A 25,104-nucleotide genomic window follows, 5' to 3' on the forward strand; every position below is an offset into this window, starting at 1 on the left:
TTTGCTTTAAAAGTAATTCTATGCAGTGTCAGTCTTTTTCTCACGTAGTTCTAAGGAGCTTTTCTTATGAATACCAAAAGTGAAACTTTACTCGACCAATCCCAAGATATTTTACAAGAAGCTGAACAGCTTTTGCTAGAGGCCTCGCAAGCGGGGGGTAAAGATGCTGAGGCGCTGTATGCACGAGCTGTTGAGCGTTTGCGCTCCGCTAAAACACGTTTAGTTGAAGTTGAACAAGTGGCGGTGGCAAAGGCTAAGCAAGCTGCAAAAGTCACTGATGAATATGTACACGATCACCCTTGGCAAGCCATTGGCGTGGCTGCTGCAGTAGGTGCTTTGGTAGGCATGCTGATCTCGCGCCGCTAATTGTGGCCTTGCCCTATTTGGCAGGTATCCAGCGTGTTTTAGCACAGGCTGTGGGCTTGGCAGGTACGCATCTAGAGCTATTTGGTTTAGAGCTGCAAGATGCTTCGCAGCGTTTTCTGGGCCATTTAATTTTAGGCATACTGGCAGCGGTCTTGGGTGGATTAAGCCTTGCCTTAGCTGCGGTGTTACTGCTGATTATCTTTTGGGATAGTCATCGCATTGCAGTTGCGCTTGGGCTGATGCTGGTTTACGGCGGCAGTGCCTTGGCTTTCATGTGTTGGCTGCGCTATCGCTTAAAGCATGCGGCTGATTTATTTCCAGCCACATGTGCTGAGTTGGCGAGAGATCGCAAGGCTTTATTGCGCCAAACGGCTGAGGATGAAGCATGAAACTAGCGCGCTTCTACCGTAAGCAGTTTTTGCAGTTAAAAGCAGAGCAGCAGCGCCAAGAGCTGAGGCAAGAATTAAGAGCCTTGGCCCAGCCTATGAATGTGCTGCAAGAGGGCTTAGCCATGAGCCAGCCTCAAGCGGGCATCTTAGGCTGGCTTAAATTAGCTAGGCTGGCTTTACGCTCTGAAGGCTGGAAAAAACACCTTGCGATTGGCATGGGCCTCTTGCAAATGGCCCGATTTATCATAAAAATACGTCGTTAAACAAAGCCCCCAGATCTTCAACACTGGGGGCTTTTTGTTTAAGCAGCTAAAGGTAAACCATGCGGAGTTTGGGTTTTACTGATCATACGTCGATGATCTTTATTATTGTGTGCATGGCGGCGAAATTGAAAAAAAGCCAGCTGTGTATCTAGATGATTTGCCGCATGGGTGAGCTCGTTCATTTCACTGAGCATCTGCTCACTGCGCTGGCTACTTGCTAATGCATTGCCTCCAATATCTCGCAAGCGCTCGTTAATGGCTTCGCTTGAGCTATTTTGCTCCTCCACCGCATTGGCAATCGTTTCCATCATATTATTGACTTGGCTGGCTGCTAGATTGATTTCGCCCAGAGCATGGCTGATGGTATGGCTGTCTTGCTGGCATTCTGTTACGCGGGATGCGGCAGATTGCATCGCATCCAGTGTTTCTTTGCTGCGGGTTTGGGTGTCTTTAAGAATTCGGCGAATATCTTGCGTAGAGCCTGCGGTTAGATGTGAGAGTTTACGTACTTCATCTGCCACTACCGCAAAGCCACGACCATGCTCGCCTGCTCGGGCGGCTTCAATGGCGGCATTTAGGGCAAGTAAATTGGTTTGCCCTGCAATATCCTCAATCATAGTTGCAACGCTAACGATTTGGCAGATTGCGCCGGTTAGGGCCTGCATGGCGGTTTCAATTTGGCTGAAATCGCAAGTCAGCGCTTCTAGCTTGAGCATTGAATCTTGGCCTGCCGAATTGGCTGCTTGCACACTATGTAAAGATTGCTGGCTAATACTAGCGGTGCGAACTGCTTGCTGACTAATATGGCTGATAGAGTCTTGCAGTAATACGCTGCTTGAGCCAATTTCTAGCAAATGATCGGTTTGTAGCGTAGCGCCTTCGTGATTGGCTTTGGCCAGATGAGTGACGTGGCTGGCTTCATCGCGGGAAAGTTGTGAGGCTTGGCGTGCTTCTTGTAGCGTGATTTCCAGTTGGTTTAAAAAGCGATTAATCCCGCTGCCTAATTCGCCCATTTCATCTGGGGTTTCTGCCATTCTTCCGGTTAAATCACCGGTTTCTAGCCTTGCTGTTTCTATGGCCATGGCATTTAAACGCTGTTTAAGTTTGCGGGCAAAATGCAATTGGCTGGCCACGATCAGTAAGGCACTAAATAACAGCGGGAGAAGCACTGCCTGTAAAAGCTGAGTCATGTGGGCATCAATGGCTTGATTGGCGGCTTGTGATTGGCTTTGTAGGCCGGTTTCTAATTGATTTATGGTGGTTAAAGTAGGCTCTAAATCATTTTTATAAATTTGTTCTGGGATGCTTAACGCGTCTTGTGGGCTGTCTGCCGCAATCTTAACGGCACTTTTGAATTGGGTGAGATAGTTGCTCCAATGCTCAGCAAGGGCTATATCTAGTTTCTTTTGTTCAGCGCTGGCAAGTTGGTTTTTAATGCTGGGGAGGGCCGCTAAGACTGCTTGCTCTGCGTTATCTAATTGTTTGGCAGCGGTATCTGCAAGTGGATCTAGCCGTGAAATAATCAACATGGTGTTGCGAATTTTATTCAGTGCAGTCACTGCATTTTGGCTATCGCGATTAAATTGAAAATCATGGGCTAGTGCTTTGGTTTCCCAAGTCATCCAGCCAGCAAGAAAAACCAAGGCGGTTACAGTTAGGCTACTCACCCATTTTAATTGCGTGGTCATTCTCATCGGGCGTCTCTAGATCAAGGTGAGGTAGAAAAACGGCGAAGAATATGACTATTGCATTGCATTGTTATGACAAAAAATTAGTGAAAAATACGACTTACCGATCAAATTATTTTGTTTAATCGTAGCTGTCGTCATTATTTTTTAAACTTAATTTTTCTTATATTTTTGTTACTGATTTACTTAAAAATCTTGGTGAATCTATTTCATTATCTTGCAATATTGCAGTTTCATATGCAAGAGTTTGTAAGGCTATGCCGTAGAGAATAGGGGTTAAGTCGTGCAAATTATGCGGCATACAAATCACATTAAAGTGATCCGCCGAGGCTAATCCGGTATCGGATAAGATAAATAATTCGCCACCGCGCGCACGTACTTCTTGTAAATTAGCCAGTAGTTTTTCAGTTAAGCGGTTCCAAGGTAAACAGGCAATGACGGGTAAGTCTTTGTTTACCATGGTTAGTGGGCCGTGGATTAGCTCGCCAGCAGGAAAGCCAAAAGAATGGATATAGGCCACTTCTTGCATCTTTAGCGCCGCTTCCTGTGCAAGGGGGTAATAAAGATGGCGGCCCACAAAAAACAGCTGCTTACTCTTATATATTCTATGTGCCCATTCTTGTATTTGTGGGGTGATGGAGAATAAATCGCTAGCGGCACGGGGTAGTCTTTGCAGATCATCAATCGCACTGGCTTCAGCGGCGGGGGTAAGATGGCCGCGTAATTTTCCAAAACTCAGAGCAAGCCGAAACAAAGCGAGCAGCTGGGTGCTGAATGTTTTGGTGGAGGTCACGCCAATTTCTGGGCCAGCGGCTAAAAAAAACTGAAAGCGGGCTAATTGCATTAGGGTACTGGGGGAGGCGTTTGATATTGCAAGGGTGTGCTTATGATCTTGGCTTTGTGCATATTTAAGTGCAGCAATGGTGTCGGCGGTTTCACCAGACTGAGATATCGCAATGATCAGCGTATTGTGGTGCTGCACGGCCTCTCGGTAGCGATATTCGCTGGCTAATTCCACCGAGCAGGGTAGGCCAGCCAAAGATTCAAACCAGTAACGCGCAAGGAGGGAGGCGTGGTAGCTACTGCCACTGGCTAGCAAGGTAACGCCTTCTACATCGCAAAGAATACTGGCCGCATCGCCATCAAGTAGCTGGGCTAGGTTGGCATCAGAGCGGGTGTGGTCAAGAATGTCGGCAAAAATAGCCGCCTGTTCATTGATTTCTTTTTGCATATAGTGATGAAAGCCGTGTAGCTTTATTTGGGCCTGTTGAACCTCATCACATACTCTTTGGCAAGGGCTTCCCTCTTGATTCAAAATACGGCAGTCATGGCTACTAAGCCTAGCGGTATCACCAAACTCTAAGCGCACTATTTCAGGAGCAATGCTTTGCAATGCTTGTGCTTGATCGCTAAACCCTGCCGTGTTTTTACCTTGGGCTATAAACAGCGGGATATGCTTGGAGGTGCAAACGATGTGCTCAGGATCATCACTAGCAACTACGCCAAATGCAAAGACCCCGATGATTTCACTCGCGGCTAAATGCACGGCTTGCAGTAAATCATGTTGGGTACGGTAATGCCAATGGATGAGATCTGCGGCAAGTTGTGCCGTGCTGGGTTTATCGTGCAGATAGCCCAAAATGGCGAGCCTGTCTTGTAGCTCTTCGGTATTTTCAATCAGGCCACGGCAGCAGACTGAAAGTGTTTCGCGGCAGGTAGCGATGCTTGTGCTATTGGGCTTGTCCCAATCTAGCCGGATCAAGCTGCGTTTTGCGCTTAAATCATTTAAGTGTAAGTGCAGGGTGAGAATAGGGCAGGCAAGGGGTGTGCTCTGCTCCCGCAGCAAGGTTGCGCTGCAATAACCTTGCTCGATAAGGGGGCTGAGGTGCTGGTTGATGTTTTTTAGCACATTGTCCTGGGCAATCACTCCAATCAAAGCACCCATATTTTTTCTCAGTGTTTATGCAATCTTTTAATTATCGGGCATAAAATAAAAAATGGCATGGCTAATTTTGTAAGAATTGTTAGTTGGTGCTTAATTATATAGGGCTTAAATACTGGCTTAATTGCTTGCTTAACTCGCCATCGGCAGAGAATTTTCTAGCGAAAAGCGCCGAGCTGTTTTGTAAGCAAGGCAGATCCTTGAGATCAAAAATACGCGGTGACCAAGCGCCTGTTTCCCATTCTAAATAGTGCAAAGAATCATTAATCAGCACATCGGCCAATGGCGTGTGCATTAACACGGTTTGCACAAACATCTCATCGGGCACCAAGGTGTGGCGAAAAAAGCGAATTAACTCTGGATAAATTTCGCAATAATCAAGCAGTGTTTGGCAGGCGTTTGCTGATAAGCACCACCATTGCGAGCCCGAGTAAATCGCCTTTAATGGCGGGGGTAATGGCCGCTTGAATAAGCCGAGTCGGTTTAAAGGCCGCTGTATTTTTTGCAATAATTTGCCAGCCAAACGGCCATTAAGCCGCTCAGGATGATAGCTTTGATAGCGGTAACGGATATCAAAATGGGGATCAGGTTGGCGGCGAAACTCAATAAAACCTGCGTGCCCGCTGAGTTTTGCCACAATCTGCTCATGCGTTTTAAGTGGAAAATCTTGAGCAGAAAGCAAAACTAAATAATCACAACCATCTTTCAGTGCGGCCCTAATAAGCTCAAGGCTGGCACTGACCAATGAAAAACCACCCCAGCGGCAAGCTTGCCGATGAATAAACTGAGCCCCATCAGGCACATTGGCGTGCATGGCCTGCACGGTTTGATCCGCGGTATTGCCATCCACATGAATATAAATGCGTGCATCACGATGCTGAAGTTGCTGGCAAAGCCTGCCTAATTGTTCTGGATGGGCGTGGCAAAGGATCAAATAGGCAATACGCATTGAGATAACCATAAATAAATAGCGCTTTATTCTAACTCGAATATTTTATAAATAATTTTTGAGGTAAAATTGGCGCAGTTTGTATTGACTATTGTAAGAGTTCATTTCAGCCTATTGAAAGAATTTAAGCTGTTTGCCTGCTCTGCTGCCTATAAATTGCGGTATGAGCGGCAATTCGCCTATTTTTGATGGGCGGTAGTGGCGCTTAGATAACCGTAATTATCAAGATTGACTGGGTAGTCCCTGAGGACTATCGTTTACAACTTTATTCGGGAAAGTTAGCGTATGCCGAAAGCAACTAAACCCCCCGAGAGCTTTGAAGTAGGCCTCCAAGAGTTGGAGAGCTTGATTGCTGAAATGGAAGCGGGCAATTTGCCGCTAGAAACTGCTCTTACTACTTACAAGCGCGGCACAGAATTACTGCAGTTTTGCGAAAGCCGATTGGCAGACGCAGAACAACGTATTCGAGTGCTTGAAGGCGCAGAACTCAAGCCCTTCCCTGCGGATAATGCATAAATGACTTTAGAATTTAACCACTGGATGCAAAGCGTCCAGTCTCAGATGGAACAAACCCTTGCGGCTGTTCTACCTGCACAAGATGTCCTACCGGTAGAGCTGCATAAGGCCATGCGTTATTGCGTGTTGGATGGTGGCAAGCGCGTTCGCCCATTACTGGCGTTTGCCGCTGGTGCGGTCGTGAATGCACCTCTAGAGCGCTTGCAATATGCGGGCGCAGCGGTGGAGCTGATCCACGCTTACTCCCTAGTGCATGACGATATGCCCGCGATGGATAACGATGTGTTACGCCGTGGCAAGCCTACCTGTCATGTGGCTTTTGGCGAGGCATCGGCTTTATTGGCAGGGGATGCGCTGCAGACTGTGGCGTTTGATCTGCTTTCTATGTATACCCTTGCCGATTCGGCGAGCGATCAACTCACGATGGTAAATATCTTAGCCCGCGCATCAGGTAGCTTAGGCATGTGCGGCGGGCAGGGGATTGATCTTTACAGCGTGGGTCAAGCCTTGAGCTTGCCTGAGCTAGAACGGATGCACGGCTTAAAAACCGGCGCTTTGATTCGGGCTGCAGTGTTATTAGGGTCTTATTGTGGCGAAGCGATCAGTGATGAGGATAGACGCCGATTAGATCACTACGCGCGCTGTATTGGGCTGGCTTTTCAAGTGGTTGATGATATTTTGGATGAGGAAGCTGATTCGGCAACCTTGGGTAAAACTGCAGGTAAAGATGCGGCCAATAATAAACCGACCTATGTTTCTTTGCTGGGCTTAGCTGCGGCAAAAGAGAAGGCAGCCGAACTGAAGGCCGATGCCTTGGCGACGATTGCACCATTTGGTGAGAAAGCACGCTACTTGGTCATGCTGGCGGATTTTATTGTGGAGCGTTCTAGTTAGTCGCACCCCTTAATCGTTGTGCTTAACAAACGCGCAAAGAACAGCTTGCCACAGCCCATAAATTGCGTCTGCTGGCTGGTTTTACAGTGGAACGCATAAAAAATGAAGAAGCTAGAGATGAGTTATCCCTTACTTGACACGGTTGCCTGTCCTGCCGAGCTAAAAAAGCTGGCCCGAGATGATCTGCCACAATTAGCCAACGAGTTACGCAATTGTTTACTAGATTCGGTAAGCCAGACGGGCGGGCATTTTGCGTCTAATTTAGGAGCTATTGAGCTGACGGTGGCCTTGCACTACGTGTTTAACACGCCGTATGACCGTTTGGTTTGGGATGTTGGCCATCAAAGTTATCCACATAAAATTCTTACCGGTCGTCGTCAGCGTATGCATACCATGCGTAAACAGCACGGCTTGGCTGCTTTTCCTAAGCGCGAAGAAAGCGAATACGACACCTTTGGTGTGGGTCACTCCAGTACCTCGATTGCTGCTGCCTTAGGTTTTGCTGAAGCGGCGAAGCTAAAAGGTGAGGATCGCCATGCGATCGCCGTGATTGGTGATGGTGCAATGACCGCTGGTCAAGCTTTTGAAGCGCTCAATAATGCGGGTGATCGTGATGTGAATTTACTGGTGGTGCTGAACGACAATGAAATGTCGATCTCACCGAATGTCGGTGCGCTGACAAATTACCTGTCTAAATTGCTTTCTAGTAAGTTTTATAACGGGATTCGTAGTGCTTCTGGCCGTGTGCTAGATGTTGTACCGCCTTTAAAAGAACTCGCCAAAAAAGGTGAGGAACACGTCAAAGGTCTACTGACACCGGGTACGATGTTTGAGCAGTTTGGCTTTAATTATATTGGCCCCATCGATGGCCATGATTTAGATACGCTGGTTACAACACTGGCGAACATCAAGCAGCTAAAAGGCCCACAGTTTCTGCATGTGGTGACACGTAAGGGCGAGGGCTATAAAAAAGCGGTTGCTGATCCGGTGAAATACCACGCAGTGACCCCATTTGCAAAAGAAGACGGCATGTTGGGGGCTAAAGCCACCAAAGTCAGCTACACCAAGGTGTTTGGTGATTGGCTGTGCGATATGGCAAAAATAGACCAACGCCTGCTTGGCATCACGCCTGCCATGCGCGAAGGTTCGGGCTTAGTGCGCTTTGAGCAAGAATACCCTGAGCGTTACTTTGATGTGGGTATTGCCGAGCAGCACGCGGTGACCTTTGCCGCTGGTTTGGCTTGTGAGGGCTTTAAGCCCGTGGTGGCAATCTATTCAACTTTCTTGCAGCGCGCTTATGATCAGTTGATTCACGATGTAGCGATTCAAAATCTACCCGTGGTGTTTGCGATTGACCGCGCAGGGCAGGTAGGGGCAGATGGCCCAACTCATGCAGGATCATTTGATATCTCCTTTTTGCGTTGCATCCCCAATATGGTGGTGCTGACGCCTAGCGACGAAAACGAGTGCCGCCAAATGCTATATACGGCGTTTTTGCACGATGGCCCAAGTGCGGTGCGCTACCCTCGTGGCACTGGCCCAGGTGTTGAGGTGCAAAGCAGCATGACGGCTATTGCCATGGGCAGTGCAGACGTTCGCCGCCGTGGCAGTAGAGTAGCGATCCTCGCGTTCGGTACGGTGCTTGCTGCGGCCTTAGAGGCAGGCGAGGCGCTAGACGCTACTGTGGTGAATATGCGCTTTGTGAAACCCATTGATGCAGCGTTAATTCTTGAGTTGGCAGCGAGCCATGAATATCTGGTCACGGTTGAAGAAGGCTCGATTATGGGTGGAGCAGGCTCGGCAGTGCTAGAGAGCATGATGGCGCAGAATAGCTGTAAGCCATGCTTGCAATTGGGGATTCCTGATCGTTATATTGAGCATGCAGAGCAACAGGTGCAATGGGCAGAATGTGGCTTAGATGCTGCAGGGATTGAAGCCAGCATTCGTGAGCGCTGGGCGATATAAAGCGCTGCTTTGATTGCGGATAAAAAACGAGGCGGTGCCTCGTTTTTTTATATGTAAAAGAGTACGTGTTATTGCTAGCAAAATTTAGGGGCATTAGCGACGATGGGGAAAGGCTATCGGGCATTCAATCTGATTTAAATAAGATAAGTTTTTGTAAGGTTTTAAATGACCTAGACTAGTGAAGTCTTCTTGCTAAATTGCACCATCATGACGGCAGACCCTTTATCTCAGTTATCTGAATTGCCCGATGAAAACCCTCACTACGTGCGTGCAGCTATGCAAATGGGAGATCACCGTGATGTGGTTGCGGACCAAGATATTTTTGCCGCCAATGGGATGAAGCTGCTGGCCAAGGGGGCGAAGATTAATAGTCGCCAATTTGATCTTTTGGCTAAGCACAAATTAGCCACGCCGATCGACCAACTCTTGGTAACAGATCGGCCTGTTGATGGTGGGCAGCTGGCTTTTGAGGTTGGAAAAATACTAGAAAAAGATGCAACTTTGGCTAGGTTGCTGACTAGAGCGGGTGATCCTTTAGCCATTAAGCATCAGCTCGCGGCATTATCTTTGCCGATGCCAATTCGATTTAGGCTAACGGTGATGCAAGATCAGCGGCCTGAGTTATTTGAGCACGCACTTAGAATGTGTATTGTTTCGAATGCGATGGCGCAGCAGCTGGACTTATCTTCTGCTGAGTATGAATCCCTCGCTTTAGCTGCTTTGTGCCATGATTTAGGCGAGATGCATACCGATCCAGAGCTTCTCACCAAGGGCCACCATATTACGCCACAAGAGCGGCGCTATATTCACGTTCACCCGATTACAAGTTATGTACTGGTGCATGCTTTACCACAGTTTCCTATTGCCGCTGCACAGGCTATTTTGCACCACCATGAGCGGCTAGATGGCAGTGGCTATCCCTATGGTTTACGTAAAGAAGCGATTCACTCGCTGGCACAGATTATTGCCATTGCTGATGTTTCTGATGCCGTATTACGCCGGTTTGATTTGCCACGATTGGATGTTCTCTTTACTTTGAATCAATGCCGCTTTGATCCAGCGGCGGTGCGAGTGTTACGTGATTTGCTGCGCTCATCGCCGCATGAGGTGACTTATCCGGTGGTGAGTAAAGATGCTTCTTTACAATTAGCTCATATTGCGGACTTGCTGCAAGCATGGATGGCTTTGCATACCATGCTAGAAGGGCAGGTAAAAGCAGGCGGGGTGAGCCACTCTCCGCTGAGTTTTTTATTTGAGCGTATGGATAGTATTCGCTCTTTGATTTTACAGGCTGGGTTAAATCCTGATGATGTAAAAATGATTTATGCCTTTGGCGAAAACGACCCAGAAATGCTGGCGGAATTGCAGGCCATGCTGAGCGAAATGGAATGGATGTTGTTTGATTTAGCCAATGAAATTGAGCGGCGAGCACCTAGCTTAGATGGCGTTACCCAAGAGGCCTTAAAAGATTTAATTGCGCAGCTAAGAGAAATCTAAGCCTAGTGGGCTTAGTAGGCTAGTTCGGCAGTGTTGTTGCTCATGGCGCTAATTAATTCACCTAGGCTTTGCAAAGCGCGATCAATTTCTGGGCTAAATGGCCAGCCGCAGTTAATGCGAATAAAGTGCTCAAAGCGCTTAGAGTTAGAAAACATCAGCCCAGGCGCAATCAATATTCCTTTGTTCAGTGCCGCATCAAATACCCGCTTTGAAGACAACTGCCCAGGTAGCTCTACCCATAAGGCTAGCCCACCATTGGGCATATTTAGCCGTGTTCCCGCCGGAAAATATCGGGCAATCGCCTCCGCTGTGCGTTCACGCTGGGTTTTAAGCGTGCTGCGTAATTGACGTAAATGCCGATCATAAGCGCTGGATGCCATGTATTCTGCAGCGGCAATCTGCGACCACGCCTCATTATCGCGGGTTTGGGCATATTTCAGCATCTCAATTCGCGCCTGCCAGCGCCCACCTGTCATCCAGCCTAAGCGCATGCCGGGGGCCAAAATCTTATGTAGCGACGCGCAGTAAATCACATTGCCGGTTTTATCCCGCGCCTTAATTGCCCGCAGCGTGATGTCATCGTTTACCAGCTCGCTATAGGTATCGTCCTCGATCAACGGGATATTGCGTGCTTCGCACAATGCGGCCAGCCGGTCTTTATGTGCCTCGGGCATGATGCTGCCCAGCGGGTTTTGCAAATGTGGCACCACCACCACGGCTTTAATATTTTGGTAAGTCTGGCAAGCCAGCTCCAGCGCCTCAATAGAAATGCCGGTTTGCGGGCTGGTGGGAATCTCAATCGCCTGCATGCCTAAGGTTTCTAAAACCTGTAATAGGCCATAGAAGGTGGGCGATTCTACCGCGATGGTGTCGCCAGGTTGAGCCACAGCCCTTAGCGCCAGATTCAATGCTTCGATACAGCCGTGGGTGACAAGTACCTTGTCGGGTGAGATGAGCACTCCCATTTTCATGGCACGTTTGGCCAGCACCGATCTGAATGCTAACTCTCCTTTATTGGGGACCGCATTAACAAATAGATTGGGCGTTTGCCGCAGCGCCCGTATGGCAGCATTTTTAAGTGCTTCGCCTGAGTATAGATCGGGAGAGCAGCGTGCTACTGAAAAATTATGCTTAATGGGCTGTAACCTACCTCGCGCAATAAAATCTGAAACACGGGCGTGAATCCCCACATATTGCGCTGGATCGACATTCAGCTGTGGCTCAGTAACGGGTTTGATTTGCATGCGTGGGCGAACAAAATAGCCAGAGCGTGGCCTAGCCTCTAGATAGCCATCTGATTCAAGCTGGCGGCAGAGCTGCAAAGCGGTAGAGAGGCTGATGCCATGCAGGCGCATCAGTTCCCTTAGGGATGGCATGCGCTCGCTAACCTTGAGTGTACCTGCCACGATAGCGGCCAGATAATGTGCGGCCCAACGCTGATAAAGATAATCCATAGCTGCCTCTGCTTTTTATCTTAAGACCATCATGCTTTAAATCATGCCTTTGCCATAGATATAGATGGCTAAAAATCACAGCATAACAGCGTGTATTTTAGGCTTCTGCTGCGTAGCAGATACCCCTATCTTGTCGCTGTTTTTGCATTTAGCTACGCAATAAAATGGCTTGCTCTACATGGGGGCTTCGCAATGGAAAAGCAGTTATTACGCAAAGGGCAGATGCTACGTGGTTATTTGAGAGCTGGAACACAGATTGTAGTGCAGCATGGCAAGCTGCACCTGCAACTTACATCGCATTACTTGGGAGAGTTATTGCTGCCTCAAACTGTGATGTTAGCAGAGGGTGAGGCGTTCCTGATTGAAGAGGCTGGCTGGGTGAGCTGCACAGGGGATAGTGTTTTTATAATTTATACCCCCCCATTGTTGATTAAGCGCTGGACTTGGAAAATTCAACAATGGGTAAGTCTATTGCAGTGATATTTATGTTTTGATATGATAATTGCGTAAATCATCTCTTGATTTGCCGTAAGCGTTTACGTCAATCAACGCGCCAAAGCCGCCGGACATGTCCGGTGCTTGTCTCTTTTGCTATTAGCAAAAAGAGGGCGCTTGCTTGTTCGGCTTATGGAGTCTGCTATGAAATCTTCAAATTCTTCCTCTCTTGCTACAAAAGCTGGGCTAAAAGTTCCGGCTAAGTACGCGCACTTTGTGCTGCCTTTTTTACTTTCTATTTTTATGACCTGCGTTGTTTCTCTGATTAGTACTTTACGTGGTGTTGGCTTTAGCTATCGGCTGTTTGAGCTATGGCCTAGTGCATGGGGCCTGTCTTGGTTAGTTGCATTTCCTACGCTTTTATTGGTGCTGCCCTTGGTAAAAAAGCTAACGGTTTTGCTGGTAAAGAACTAATTTTTAAGACGCTGGTATTGTGATGGTTTTGTTGCCAAGCTGAGTAAATTAGCCTTGTATGGCGTGCTGTAGCTGGGGCTCAGCGCTTGTTTCGCTGAGCCTCTAGCCGTTATTTCTACCGCTTATCCCCGTTCAGGGCGAACAAGGCTGTGTACGTCCTGTGGACAAGTTAGCCAAGTCCTTGCTCTGGCAGGTTTTTTTTGCGTTGCTTAAATTTTAAGCAACGCATTTTATTATCCAATAAATAACCCTGTAAGTCCGTGGATGGCTTGTGGATAAGCCTATTAAGCTGCTGTTTTCAGATGTTTTTTTGCGGCTGATTAAAAAATAGGCAAAGAAGACCGTGCTATAATCGCGGTTTTTCCTCGCTTGAATTGCATAATTCAGGCCGCACGAGACACTACACCCATGAAAGCCCCTGAACTTCTCCTCCCCGCTGGCACTTTAGATAAAATGCGTGCTGCCTTTGATTTTGGCGCTGATGCGGTTTACGCCGGCCAGCCGCGCTATTCGCTGCGCGCACGTAATAATGAATTTAAGCTTGAACAAATCGGCCAGGGGATTATTGAGGCGCATCAGCGGGGCAAGAAATTCTTTGTTGCCAGCAATATCCTGCCGCATAACGCCAAAGTAAAAACTTATTTAGCGGATATGGAGCCAGTGATCGCCATGAAACCCGATGCGCTGATCATGGCCGACCCAGGCCTGATTATGATGGTGCGGGAGAAATGGCCAGAGCAGGTCATCCATCTTTCGGTGCAGGCTAATACCGTGAATTATGCTGGGGTGAAGTTCTGGAAATCGATGGGGCTGGAGCGGGTGATTTTATCCCGTGAAATGAGTCTTGATGAAGTCGAAGAAATCCGTCAGCTTTGCCCAGATATGGAATTAGAAGTGTTTGTACACGGCGCGCTGTGTATTGCGTATTCTGGCCGCTGTCTTTTATCTGGCTACTTTAACCACCGCGATCCTAACCAAGGCACCTGTACCAATGCCTGCCGTTGGGATTACAAAATGAATGACACGGTGGAAGACGACGCTGGCGATGTAAAACCACAAGTGATTCAGTTTGATTTTAATAAGGCGATGGAAGAAGCCAATCAAAGCTTTGCCGCCTGTGGTGGTGCTGAGCGCCACCCTGCTGCTGATAAAACTTATCTGATCGCCGAGCAAAGCCGCCCCGATGAGCTGATGCCGATTCTGGAAGACGAGCACGGCACGTATATTATGAATTCCAAAGATCTGCGTGCGGTGCAGCATATTGAGCGCCTCAGCAAGATTGGTGTGGATTCGCTAAAGATTGAAGGCCGGACTAAATCGCTTTACTACGTGGCGCGTACTGCTCAGGTGTATCGCCAAGCGATTGATGATGCGGTGGCGGGGCGTCCGTTTAACCCAGCCTTGCTGGCAGATCTAGATGGCTTGGCCAACCGTGGTTACACCGATGGCTTTTATCAGCGTCATTACACCCACGAGGCGCAAAATTACCTGGATGGCCATTCCAAAGCCAAACAAAGCCAGTTTGTGGGCGAAGTGATTAGTATTAAAGATGGCTGGGCTAAAATCGAAGTGAAAAATCGCTTTGCCGTTGGCGATCAGCTAGAAATCATTCACCCAAGTGGTAATCGGATTATTACCTTGGCAGAAATGCGTGATAAAAGCGGCAAGCCTTGCGATATCGCCGCAGGCAATGGCGTGAAAATCTCTATTCCTATGGAAGAGGGCTTTGAAAAGTCTTTGATTTCACGCTTATTTACCACGGAAGAAATGGCTGCCTTGTGATAAATACTGAGGAGCGATCTGAGTAAGTCGTCGTCTCTGAGGGTTTTAGTCGGAGATCCAGTATCCGTGCTGGATTTTCGTCTTAGCGCAGTTGTGAATCAAACACTAACAGCCCCTAGGCGTGCCGATTGCTTTTTTATTGAGTCATTAATTAAATTAGCCAAGTCTAATCTAATACCTTGCCACTCCCTGCACTTAAGCTATCGTTAAAGCTGCTGTTGACAATAGGGGTGGCATAAATGAATTTTTTTTCGCGTATTAATTTGCGCTTCAAATTGCAACTGGCCTTTTTGCTAGTCTCATTTCTAACCATTGGTGTTTTCACTGCTAAGCAAGTGATACTCACCCGTGAAGCGGCCTTAAATAAGGTGGATGCTCAGCTGACCGCTGCGGCTCAAGCCTATGTTTATATTATTGGGCGCGATTACCCCGATACATTGCCAGACAGAAGTAAGGTTGATCTTGCCGCCAAGCGGCGTGAATCGCTTTTATTGACCGAAGCGGCCCACTTTATGGATGTGATGTATATCTATGGCTTTACTGTGATCGATGGCAAAGTGTTTTATACCCAAGCCTCTATGGCTGAGGCCCAAGTTGCCGATAAACAATTTGACTTCTACCTTAAACCAAGCGATGTACCGGCTGAAGAGCCCGCTGTCTTGTTGGCCTTACAAACAGGCAAGGCGCAATTTATAGAAACAGATGACCCAATATATGGGCACTTGCGTTCGATTATCTTGCCGCTTAAAACCTCTAAAGGCTTGCCATATGTGGCCTGTGCCGATATGAATGCGGATGTGATCGCCGCTTCGGTGCAAAAGGCGGCACTAAGCGCGGTGCTAACGGGGGCCGTGATGTTGGCTCTGGCTGTAGTGGTGTCTGCCTTACTAGGTAATTTAATCTCTAAGCCTCTAACCCGATTACGCGACATGATGCAAAGCCTGACTCAGGGCAATGGGGATTTAACCATCTGCTTGCCGGTGCAGTCACAAGACGAAATCGGCGAAATTATTTTGCATGTCAATACGTTTATGTCACAGCTCAGGACGATGTTTCTGAGTGTGCAGCAAGAAACGGTGAAGCTGGTGGAGGGGGTACGCAGCATTGATGAGTTGGCGCAAACCTTGTCTAGTGACGCTAATACTCAGAGTAATATGGCAGCATCCGCAGCAAACACCATAGAATCTATTACCTATAGTATTAATCAAATTGCTTCCAATACCCGTGAGGCGGATGAGGTTGTACAGAGTACTGGGCATTTATCTGAGGAATCGGCGCAATCAGTGGAGCGGGTGGCTGATGAAATTGCCCGAGTGGCCGCGCATGTAGAAGAATTGTCCGCTGTAATGAATGCGCTGGATAAACGCTCAGAGCAGATCAGTACCATTGTTGGCGTAATTAAAGACATATCGGATCAAACTAATTTATTAGCGCTCAATGCAGCGATTGAGGCTGCCCGAGCCGGTGAGCAGGGGCGTGGTTTTGCGGTGGTGGCGGATGAGGTGCGAAAGCTAGCGGAACGCACCGGTCAAGCAACCGTAGAAATTGGGCAAATGATAGGTGCCATGCGTGAGCAATCGCAGCAGGCGGTGACGAGTATGGGCAGCACGTATAGTGCTGTGCGTGGCGGGGCAAGCTTGGCGGGTGAGGCCTCGCTACAAATTCGCAGTATTCGCCAGCGGATGCAAGAAGTGGTTATGCGCACCCAAGATATTGCTAAGTCGGCCAATGAGCAGTCAGCGGCAACCACTGAAATGGCTCGCTCTGCAGAAAAAATCAGCGCCATGGCACTAGAGGGTAATGCCTCTTTGCAAGAAGCCCGCGTTGTTATCGCTAATTTAAATGCGCTGGCGGGTGAGTTGCGCTTGGTGGTTGGGCGCTTCAAACTCTAAGTAACTGTGGGTTCAAATTTTCTTCTGTTTGGATTTTTAAAGAGCGCCTCATAGAGGCCTCTTATCTCAACTTGATTGCTACTCCGCTCTTAACTAGGGTGACGCTTCCAGCAATCGGGGCTGTGGTCATCCACCATGCCGCTAGCCTGCATAAAAGCGTAGCAAATGGTGGGGCCAACAAATTTAAAGCTGCGTTTTTTAAGCGCTTTGCTCATGGCTTCCGATTCAGGGCTGGTGGCAAGGGCATCTTTAGGGCTTGTCCAGTGGCTGATGATGGTTTGGTGGTTTACAAACTGCCACAGAAAATCTGCAAACGAGCCTGTTTCTTCGCGAAGTTTCAAATAAGCTGTGGCGTTGCCAATAAAAGCCGCCACTTTGGCACGGTTACGGATAATGCCTGCATCGCTCAGCAGGCTAGCGACTTTTTCTGCGTCGTAGTTGGCCATTTTCTGCGCGTCAAAACCATCAAATACTAGGCGGTAGTGAGCACGCTTTTTTAAGATGGTGATCCACGATAGCCCCGCCTGCGCGCCTTCTAGGCATAACAACTCAAACAGTGCTTGATCATCATGCAGCGGTACGCCCCATTCATGATCGTGATAGTTTTGGTAGAGCGGATCGTCGCTGCACCAAGCGCAGCGGTTTAAAAGAAGAGGCATGGTGTCCAAGGGATGAGATGAGTGATTCACTGCAGCTTACTAGAGGGGCTTGTGGATATCTTGGGTTTTATCCCCTAAAACCAAGTGCTGTGCTGTGGATAAGCTGTTGATGTTGTGCTTAAGTTGCTGTTTATTTGAAGATAAATAGAACTGATTATTTTTTGTGCGCCGCTACTTAACGGTCATTGTTTTGTAAAGATACTGTGTTATTCGGCGATTTTAAAGCTGATAAAGAATGGCGAACCATGACTTCAGTCAGGCACGCGGGGGATCAAAAGCACACAGCTATTCCACTAAGGATATGTTTAGCAACTTTCCTATGCTTTTATTCCATTCATTCACACACTCTTTGCCGCAGCGCTCGGCCCAGCGCTTAAGTACAACTTGTTTTACTGTTTTGGCTAATCGCGCTTCATCGTTTGCGCTGGGGGTGATGAGCGTCATTGATCCTTGCTCGGCAAGGCTGCAGTTTTTTCCCGTGTTGCAGGCGATCCCCAAGGCCGTTTGGGTATCAGCGGCTTGCCACAGGTCATCCGCGAGCTTTTTGATACCTGTTTCAATATTTTTTTGATCACGTTCTTCAATCTTTGCCCATGAGGCTTGATTTACCCCAAGCATCACCACGCTCCAGCCTAGCGGCAGATTGTAGATATGCGTGGCCACTTGATAAAAGTGCGCCGTGTGGGCGGCTAGCGCCGAAGTAATTAGGCAATCTAGTTGCTTATCTTTCATTTTGTTATATACCTGATCAAAAGGAATACTGAGCGTGATTGCGCCGTAGGCTTCGATGAGATCGCTGGTGGTACGCATACTAACGCGTACTTTTTTGCCCTTTAGCCCCTCTAGGTTTTTAACTGGGCTATTGCACATTAAGAGTTGGGCAGAATAGGGCCACATCGCCAGTACTTTAATGCCATGCTTTTGTTCAAAATACTGCTCGAGCACGGGGCGGTAGCTGTTAACTACATTGCGCTCCATCTCAGCATTGATGGTTAGCCCAGCAAGATCCACAGCCTCTGCCCGTGGATCTTGCTCGGAGATATACGCCAAGATGGTGGTGCCAAAGTCAGTCATCCCGAGCTTCATCAAGCGCAAGACTTCGCTGCCTTTTAAGCCCACATCATTAAACGCGTTAAGGCTTACTTTGATTCTGCCTTGGCTTTGCTTGGGGAGTTGCTCGGTCCAGAAAGGTTTTTCATAATCTTTAAACTGGCTCAGCATGCTCCAAGAGCCAATGGCTTTAAGTGGCTCGGCGGCGGGCTCTTCTTCGGCGTGAAGGTGAGGGCTGAGGAGCAGTGCTACGATGATGGTTAATTTAGTCCACATTTCGGAATCCTTAGCGCTGCAACACGGGGGCGGCGGCACATTTGCTGTAGTCGTGCTGATGTGGGCTGAGGGCGGGCATGGCGCTGGCGCGCAATGGGCTGAGTGAGTCATCACCCAGTAGCTGTTGGCAGGCGAGTAGCGCAGAGTCTAAAGCGCCCACAATCCAAGTGTGATGCACGCTTAAATGCTCTCCCGCAAAGTAAATGTGCTGCTCCGGTTGCCGAGCGCTATTAAATAACTGCCTAAATTGCCCTGGGAAAAACATCGCATCCCCTGTGGCCCATTCGGATGGCCAAGCCACATCATAGGATTCGATAAACTCGGCCTCTATATCCACCGTATCTTGGTAGAGATTTTGTAAATCTCTGATTGCCAGCCGTATTCGTTCTTCTTGGCTTTGAGGCAGCCAGTTGTAGGCATCACTCATCCATGAATACAGCAGCAGCACACCGGCTCCCGAATCGCCAAGGCCGTAGGAGGGATAAACGCACCAGCGCATCGGTAAATCCGTGGCAGACTGCCCGCCCATAGCGGGGTGTGCTACCTGCTCCCAGAAACGCGTTTTAAAGCGTAAGCCAATTTTATACAAAGGTTCGTAATGCATAGCACGAATCGCTTGCATCTTGGTGGGAGACCACTGTGGGGTGTCTATCATGCGCAGTGCCGCAGGTGGAATTGCCATAATAACGCGGTCAAAAATGGCGAATTCGCCCACATCACCGTAATGCACCGCAACGCGGCCATCCGTCAGATTTTCAATTTGCCGAACAGGAGTATCCATTGAAATGGCGTCTTCACCCATTAACTGGGCACAAGCATTAGGCAACCTATCCATGCCATTGGCAATGGTGCGCCATTTAGCACCAGAAAAATCCATGCTTTCAATCACCAGCTCGGTAAAGCTGCTGTGAAACTGATTGGTGGCCGAGGTCATGACCTCTACATAATTAACTTTCTCCATACTCCAGCCTGCAATTTCTGTTAGATAGGTATAGAGCGAGTAATTATCGTACTGCACAATTTTGGCAAAGCCTAAGTCGAAATCGACTTCTAGTAAGTCGAAAAAGGGTTGCAGCACTTCATCAAGTAGCTGTGAGGCTGTTTTGTTACACTCATCGGGTGGCAGCTTAAAGCCAAGCGCTTCTGGATGCTGATTGGCGTAATCCAAAGTCATCGTGGAGCCACTAAAAGCCCGCTTGCCATTGACATACACTAAGTTGCCACTTGGATCATATAAATTATAAGGAATAAGCTCGATATTAGATTCGGGAGCTCCTTGTTCATTTAAAAAGCCAATTAGATCAAATACTGGCTGTTGCTCAGGGGTTTCTGGCAAGCGCATTGCACCCGCTTCAAAATATTGATTGGGTTCATGATTAAAGCGATGGGTATACACGCGCCCGCCTAATCGAGTGGGGTGTGCCTCATATAAATGACAATCTATCCCCCGACTTTTAAGCAATAAAGCCGCATACAGCCCCGCCATGCCCGCACCAATAATACCCACTCTTAATTGATTGGCATTAGTTTGCTTTTCAATTTTAGGCTGTGCTGCGCGAGCTTTAAGCCAAGCTTCATATGCTGCCCGTAATGATGGTTGCTTGCTGGGAATATTTGCGAACATAAGCGAAGCGTTTAGCATGTTTGGCTCCAGATAACGGTTACACATAATTGACGTCATAGCGCATGTAAAGATGATTTTAAAATCATATATCTCATTTACATGTAAGGTATTGGAAATTTTAAAGAATGTTTCTATTCGGTAGATTAATATTCAAGAAAGTGAAATGAAACCTAGGCTGTTTTGCTGGAGATGGGGGTAATGCCCACACAACAACGATTATTTAGGCAGTCGATTGCGCTGCGCCTTCGCTTAGCCTTTGGTGTGGTTGCTGCAACGACGTTATTTGCATCGGGCGCTGCTTTATGGGCGTTTCATTCTGTAGATAGCACGTACTCGGTGGTTTCTAAACAAAGCTTCCCTGCAGCGATTGCTTCCGCACGTTTAGAGGCCAGTAGCTTGGAGTTTTCATCCGCGCTAGCTAGCCTTGCGAATGCCCAAAATTTGCCAGCCCGAGACAGCGCCTTATCCCGCGTTCAGCTAGCGCTATCAGATCTACCTAAGCAAATTGATGCTTTGGCCTTGAGCCGCACAAAAGATGCTGAAACGCTGACTACCTTAGTACTTGAATTATCAAAAAATGTACTTCCAACGGATGAGCTGGTGATTCAGCAATTGCTGTTGAGCGAGCGAAAAAATATTATTTTGCAAAACACGGGTGACGCTCAGCAGCGATTTTTGCAGGCGATTGATCCTATTTTGCTGGCTAAAAATGCAGATTTGCTCTCGGCAACGAGGCGAGCATCGATTGCTGCAGGTGCCTCCGTCCATTCTTTGATTGATACCGAATTTTCAGAATTGCATGCCTTACAACAGGCGCGGGCTGAGGCCTTTCGTTTGGCCGCGGTGGTTAGTGAGCAAGGTGAAACGGGCTTGGCAAAACGGGGTATGAGTTTACTTGCGGGCATGCAAGCCAATTTACTGCACGCTGATCCTTTAGCTCAAGAGGCTGGAAAAAACTTAGCGGCAAGTTTGCATCGCCCTTTGCTTGATGTAAGACGGGAGGTTGCACGATCGGTGGCGACATTTGATGCGGTTTTAGTGCCCTTAATTAGTCAAACCACTCTAAAAATGATTTCACGCAGTGATCAAATCACGCTTGATTCCACCAATGCCGTGGTGGTTTTAGTCGCTGAGCAGGTGGCATCTTTAAGTGCTGTGCAGCATTTTCGGGGCGATGTGGTGCTGCTAGCTAGTTTAATTGCCCAAGCTGCAAACGCACAAAGTTTAATTCGCTTAGAAGAAATAAAAAAAATGTTTGAGCAGGCTACGGCTAAGGCTAAAAAAACCTTGCTTGAAATTAAACATAGCGATGAATTGAAAAATTTACATCGTGAGCTATATAGTCTGATTCTTTTAGCCGAGGCAGAAGATGGAGTGTTTTCTGTTAGCTTTAAAAAAATTAAGTTAGATAATGAATTACAGCAGCTTATTATAAAAAATCAGATGGCTACTCAATTACTCGTTAATCAAGCACAATCAACTGAATATGCACTAAAACATGAGCTAAATGGAGAAATGTCAACGCTATCACAGAGATTAACTAAAAGTACATGGCTTTTGGCTGGGCTTACATTTTTTAGTTTGCTGATATCACTTGGAATTGGTTCTATTTATATCAGAAGGAGGATTAGCTCCAGATTAGTCAATTTGTCTAGCAATATGCAGAATATTGCCGATGGGCATTTGGATGTGGAAATTAACACCAGTGGTCGAGACGAAATTTCTGTTATGGCACAAAGCTTATTGGTATTTAGAAATGCCAGTGTTTTATTAAGAGCTCAATCAGCAGAATTAGTTGTGTCGAGGGATCAGGCAGAAGCCGCTTTGCAAGTTAAAGGCGATTTTTTAGCCAATATGAGTCATGAAATAAGAACGCCTTTAACTGCAATTCTGGGTTATACCCATTTGCTCTTTGATACGCCTCTCGCCAATAGGCAACGAGATTACTTGGCAAAGGTGCAATCATCGGCTAATTTATTGCTTGGGGTGATTAATGATATTTTGGATATTTCAAAAATAGAAGCGGGTAAATTAGAGTTAGAAGAATCACCATTTGATTTATTCCTCTTACTAGAAAATCTAGCGGGTGTTGGTGTTATTCAGGCAGAAAAAAAGAAATTGGTACTGGTTTATAGTGTGGATGTGAATGCACCTCAGTGGCTGATTGGTGATTCTTTGCGTTTAGGGCAGATATTACTTAATTTAATTAATAATGCGATTAAATTCACCGAGTCGGGCGAGGTTGAATTAGCAGTGTCTTGTTGTAATAAAGGCAATCAAGAATTTGAGTTTAATTTTAGTATTCATGACTCAGGAATTGGAATTAGTCCTGAGGTATTAAACCGTTTGTTTCAGCCTTTTACTCAGGCAGATTCATCCACCACTCGGCGCTTTGGTGGCTCGGGCCTAGGATTGGCGATTAGCCAGCAGTTGGCGCATATTATGGGTGGGGGGATTAGTGTTGATAGCACGCTTGGAAGAGGATCTAGTTTTAAATTTTCACTTTGTTTAAAACAAAGTAATCAAGCTGCAATGCTCATCCCTCAATATATAGGGCGCCGAGTTTTACTGGCCGAAGCACATACGGCAACACGAATTCAGTTGTGTTTGTATTTAGATAAAATGGGCGTGCAAGTTAAAAGTGTTTGCACTGCTGTTGAAGTAGTGCAGGAGCTAGAAAGGGTGCAGCAGCCTTATGATGTGCTCATTATTGATGCTTATGTATTAGAAAATACGAATATAGAGGCGGTGCAAAAAATATGGGATATCCGTGCAAAAATGGCGACGGTTTTTCTGACCTCTGTATTAAGTCATGATGAAATAATGAACCGTTGGGTTCCGCATTCCCCTGTTTATTCTTTAAGTAAACCTATTATTGCGCATTCACTATATGCGACAATAGAATCTAGTTTGGAATTAAACAACGCTGCCATTTCAAAAATGATACTTTCCCCTAAATCTGAGCCATTACTGGGGATGCGTATTTTATTAGCAGAAGATACTCCATTATTAAGTGAAATGAGTACGGCTCTATTAAGCTCCTTAGGCGCGGTAGTGGATTCCGTTGATAATGGGCGTGAGGTGGTTGACCTTATTTTGCAGCAGAAAAAAAAATACGATGTGATTTTAATGGATGTGCAAATGCCTGAAATGGATGGTATGGAGGCAACGCGCATTATTCGGATGAAATTATCCCCAGTAGATTTACCCATTATTGCCTTAACTGCGCATGCCATGGATGCAGAACGCCGTCGTTGCTTAGAAGTAGGGATGAATGACCATCTGGCAAAACCCATCAATCCTCAGCATCTGTTGAAAGTCTTGTTACGTTGGATAGGAAGTAATGTGAGCGACACAAACTTGTTATTCGCTACTGATCATGTAGCAGAGGCCCTGCCCGAGCTGGCAGGCCTTGGTTTAGATAAGGCCTTAGAGCGTCTAGGTAGTTTGGCATTATTAAAACGCATGTTACCTAGGCTGCGTGATCAATACGCCGATACAGCCCCACGGCTACTGCTCTTGCTCACGAAAGGGGAGCTGTTTGAGGCGGAGCGTTTGGCTCATTCTCTTAAAGGCGTGGCTGGTACATTAGAAGCTTTACCTGTCTATCATTTAGCTCAAAAATTAGAAGATCAGCTGCACCTTGGGCATACCGAGGTAGATGCCTTGCTGACTGAATTAAATACCGCACTGGCCGTGGTGGTGGCAAGTATTGATGCCTGGCTAGGGGAGAAGGGCTCGGATGAGTTGCTTGTTGAAGTGCCAAGTGGCGGCGAAGAGCTTACCTTGGTAAGAGTGAGTGAGCTAGACGAGCTGCTTAGGGTAAGAAGTTTGCGTGCGCGTAAGTGCTTTTTAGAGCTACAAACGAGCTTGCGTAAGCTTAATAAAAGTAAGGCGCTGGTGATGGCACAAGCCTTGGATCAGCTAGATTTTCAAGCGGCAAGGAATGCGTTGCAATCCTTTGATATAAAAAGTAATTTTGGATAAGTTATTTAAGTTAATGAGCGTGGAGCATCGGGCTCTTAAAGTTTATGACCAAGTTTGAAGTCGTCTAATGTATTGGAGCTTGTCTTGATTCACCAGCCTATTGTTCTTATTGTCGATGACGAGCCTAGTAATATTGAAATGTTGGCAGCCATGCTGGATGATCAATATGAGCTGAGATTTGCCGTAAGCGGCCATGACGCATTAATTGCAATGAAAGAGTTGCCTAAACCGGATCTCATTTTATTAGATGTGATGCTGCCGGATATGAATGGCTATGCTATTTGTGAAAGAATCAAAGATGATCCTCTTTGCGCCAATATTCCTGTGATCTTTGTGACGTCTTTGGGCGATCCTGAGCAAGAAGAAAAAGGCTTTGCCGTAGGCGGTGCTGATTATATTGTGAAGCCTTGCCGAGCATTGAGTATTAAGGCGCGTATTCGCAATCAGCTTGAAATGAAGCGCACCAGAGAGCTTTTGCATCGTCTTGCAATTACCGATGCTTTAACTGGGCTAGCCAATCGTCGTCATTTTGATGAGGCTTTAAAACAAGAGGCACAGCGATTACAAAGGCAGGGTGGGCAACTTTCCTTGGTTTTAATCGATGTGGATTTTTTTAAGCGATACAACGATAGCTATGGACACCCCGCAGGGGATGAGTGCCTAAGACGTATTGCTGCGGTGATTACTACCGAGCTACGCCGCCCCGCTGATTTAACTGCCCGCATCGGTGGTGAAGAGTTTGCGTGTTTGTTACCAGAAACAACCTTAGCAGGCGCGTATGTGGTGGCGGAGCGTATCAGGCAAACGGTGCAAGCATTAGCAATGCCACATCAAGCCTCAACGATCTCTGAATTTGTGACGGTGAGTGTTGGCGTTGCAGTTTCTAATGGCACAGACCCAAGTCATCTGTATCAGCGCGCAGATATTCAGCTTTATATTGCCAAAACATCGGGCCGCAATTGTGTGGTGCAAGATGAACTGGCGCTGATCTAGGCTTTACCT

The 25,104-nt window shown here is 47.2% G+C and carries 20 protein-coding genes; 13 read left to right on the top strand and 7 right to left on the bottom strand.

The window, feature by feature from the left end; genetic code table 11:
* The first annotated feature begins 66 nt into the window (after positions 1-66).
* From R6242_RS01170 to R6242_RS01180, 3 genes are read left to right on the top strand one after another with little or no spacing between them, the layout of a single operon-like run.
* Positions 67-366 (top strand): DUF883 family protein, encoded by a 300-nt coding sequence (locus R6242_RS01170; protein WP_293932565.1) that lies wholly within the window; start codon positions 67-69, stop codon positions 364-366.
* A 2-nt stretch (positions 367-368) separates the two neighbouring features.
* Positions 369-755: a phage holin family protein gene (locus R6242_RS01175; protein ID WP_318422874.1), complete on the top strand. Its 387-nt coding sequence runs from the start codon at positions 369-371 to the stop codon at positions 753-755.
* On the top strand, positions 752-1,018 hold the full coding sequence (locus R6242_RS01180) for a hypothetical protein (protein WP_318422877.1): 267 nt from the start codon (positions 752-754) through the stop codon (positions 1,016-1,018). Before R6242_RS01175 ends, R6242_RS01180 begins: the two co-directional genes overlap by 4 nt.
* A 38-nt stretch (positions 1,019-1,056) precedes the next feature.
* Here the strand turns inward: R6242_RS01180 and R6242_RS01185 are convergent, their stop codons facing one another.
* The 3 genes from R6242_RS01185 to R6242_RS01195 all read right to left on the bottom strand — a co-directional run bounded on the left by R6242_RS01185 (position 1,057) and on the right by R6242_RS01195 (position 5,597).
* Entirely contained in the window at positions 1,057-2,712 is a 1,656-nt protein-coding gene (locus R6242_RS01185) for a methyl-accepting chemotaxis protein (RefSeq protein ID WP_318422879.1), read from the bottom strand.
* A 157-nt stretch (positions 2,713-2,869) separates the two neighbouring features.
* Positions 2,870-4,651, bottom strand: a complete 1,782-nt coding sequence (gene glmS, locus R6242_RS01190; RefSeq protein WP_318422882.1) for a glutamine--fructose-6-phosphate transaminase (isomerizing) — start codon at positions 4,649-4,651, stop codon at positions 2,870-2,872.
* A gap of 94 nt (positions 4,652-4,745) precedes the next feature.
* The gene (locus R6242_RS01195; RefSeq protein ID WP_318422885.1) at positions 4,746-5,597 is read right to left on the bottom strand and encodes a beta-1,6-N-acetylglucosaminyltransferase; all 852 of its coding nucleotides are present in this window, start codon (positions 5,595-5,597) and stop codon (positions 4,746-4,748) included.
* Positions 5,598-5,882: 285 nt separating this feature from the next.
* Here R6242_RS01195 and R6242_RS01200 point away from each other — a divergent pair, with 285 nt between their 5' ends.
* The 4 genes from R6242_RS01200 to R6242_RS01215 all read left to right on the top strand — a co-directional run bounded on the left by R6242_RS01200 (position 5,883) and on the right by R6242_RS01215 (position 10,469).
* Entirely contained in the window at positions 5,883-6,113 is a 231-nt protein-coding gene (locus R6242_RS01200; RefSeq protein ID WP_293932554.1) for an exodeoxyribonuclease VII small subunit, read from the top strand.
* Positions 6,114-7,007, top strand: coding sequence for a farnesyl diphosphate synthase (locus R6242_RS01205; protein ID WP_318422887.1), 894 nt, complete (start codon positions 6,114-6,116; stop codon positions 7,005-7,007).
* Positions 7,008-7,124: 117 nt separating this feature from the next.
* Complete coding sequence (gene dxs, locus R6242_RS01210; RefSeq protein WP_318422889.1) at positions 7,125-8,972, top strand: 1-deoxy-D-xylulose-5-phosphate synthase; 1,848 nt, start codon at positions 7,125-7,127, stop codon at positions 8,970-8,972.
* A gap of 207 nt (positions 8,973-9,179) precedes the next feature.
* Positions 9,180-10,469, top strand: a complete 1,290-nt coding sequence (locus R6242_RS01215) for an HD-GYP domain-containing protein (protein WP_318422891.1) — start codon at positions 9,180-9,182, stop codon at positions 10,467-10,469.
* Positions 10,470-10,480: 11 nt separating this feature from the next.
* On the opposite strand, the gene R6242_RS01220 is transcribed toward R6242_RS01215, so the two are convergent.
* Positions 10,481-11,923, bottom strand: coding sequence for a PLP-dependent aminotransferase family protein (locus R6242_RS01220; protein WP_318422894.1), 1,443 nt, complete (start codon positions 11,921-11,923; stop codon positions 10,481-10,483).
* A 192-nt stretch (positions 11,924-12,115) separates the two neighbouring features.
* Between R6242_RS01220 and R6242_RS01225 the strand changes: the two genes are divergently transcribed.
* The 4 genes from R6242_RS01225 to R6242_RS01240 all read left to right on the top strand — a co-directional run bounded on the left by R6242_RS01225 (position 12,116) and on the right by R6242_RS01240 (position 16,506).
* Positions 12,116-12,403, top strand: a complete 288-nt coding sequence (locus R6242_RS01225) for a hypothetical protein (RefSeq protein WP_293932544.1) — start codon at positions 12,116-12,118, stop codon at positions 12,401-12,403.
* Positions 12,404-12,562: 159 nt separating this feature from the next.
* Positions 12,563-12,832 carry a DUF2798 domain-containing protein gene (locus R6242_RS01230; RefSeq protein WP_293932542.1) on the top strand — a complete coding sequence of 90 codons (270 nt, stop codon included), beginning with the start codon at positions 12,563-12,565 and terminating at the stop codon, positions 12,830-12,832.
* 408 nt (positions 12,833-13,240) lie between these two features.
* A complete protein-coding gene (gene yegQ, locus R6242_RS01235; protein ID WP_318422898.1) occupies positions 13,241-14,614 on the top strand; it encodes a tRNA 5-hydroxyuridine modification protein YegQ in 1,374 nt (457 codons plus the stop codon).
* 239 nt (positions 14,615-14,853) lie between these two features.
* Positions 14,854-16,506, top strand: coding sequence for a methyl-accepting chemotaxis protein (locus R6242_RS01240; protein WP_318422900.1), 1,653 nt, complete (start codon positions 14,854-14,856; stop codon positions 16,504-16,506).
* Between the two features lie 89 nt (positions 16,507-16,595).
* Here the strand turns inward: R6242_RS01240 and R6242_RS01245 are convergent, their stop codons facing one another.
* The 3 genes from R6242_RS01245 to R6242_RS01255 form a co-directional block, all read right to left on the bottom strand.
* On the bottom strand, positions 16,596-17,165 hold the full coding sequence (locus R6242_RS01245) for a DNA-3-methyladenine glycosylase I (RefSeq protein WP_318422902.1): 570 nt from the start codon (positions 17,163-17,165) through the stop codon (positions 16,596-16,598).
* A 285-nt stretch (positions 17,166-17,450) separates the two neighbouring features.
* Complete coding sequence (locus R6242_RS01250; RefSeq protein WP_318422904.1) at positions 17,451-18,491, bottom strand: TRAP transporter substrate-binding protein; 1,041 nt, start codon at positions 18,489-18,491, stop codon at positions 17,451-17,453.
* A gap of 10 nt (positions 18,492-18,501) precedes the next feature.
* Complete coding sequence (locus tag R6242_RS01255) at positions 18,502-20,133, bottom strand: flavin monoamine oxidase family protein (RefSeq protein WP_318422906.1); 1,632 nt, start codon at positions 20,131-20,133, stop codon at positions 18,502-18,504.
* Between the two features lie 180 nt (positions 20,134-20,313).
* On the opposite strand from R6242_RS01255, the gene R6242_RS01260 reads away from it, so the two are divergent.
* Positions 20,314-24,102, top strand: coding sequence for a response regulator (locus tag R6242_RS01260; protein ID WP_318422907.1), 3,789 nt, complete (start codon positions 20,314-20,316; stop codon positions 24,100-24,102).
* Positions 24,103-24,186: 84 nt separating this feature from the next.
* The gene (locus R6242_RS01265; RefSeq protein WP_318422910.1) at positions 24,187-25,095 is read left to right on the top strand and encodes a diguanylate cyclase domain-containing protein; all 909 of its coding nucleotides are present in this window, start codon (positions 24,187-24,189) and stop codon (positions 25,093-25,095) included.
* The last annotated feature ends 9 nt before the right edge of the window (positions 25,096-25,104 follow it).

It is taken from the genome of Iodobacter sp. CM08 (assembly GCF_033446605.1).
Taxonomy (GTDB): Bacteria; Pseudomonadota; Gammaproteobacteria; order Burkholderiales; family Chitinibacteraceae; genus Iodobacter.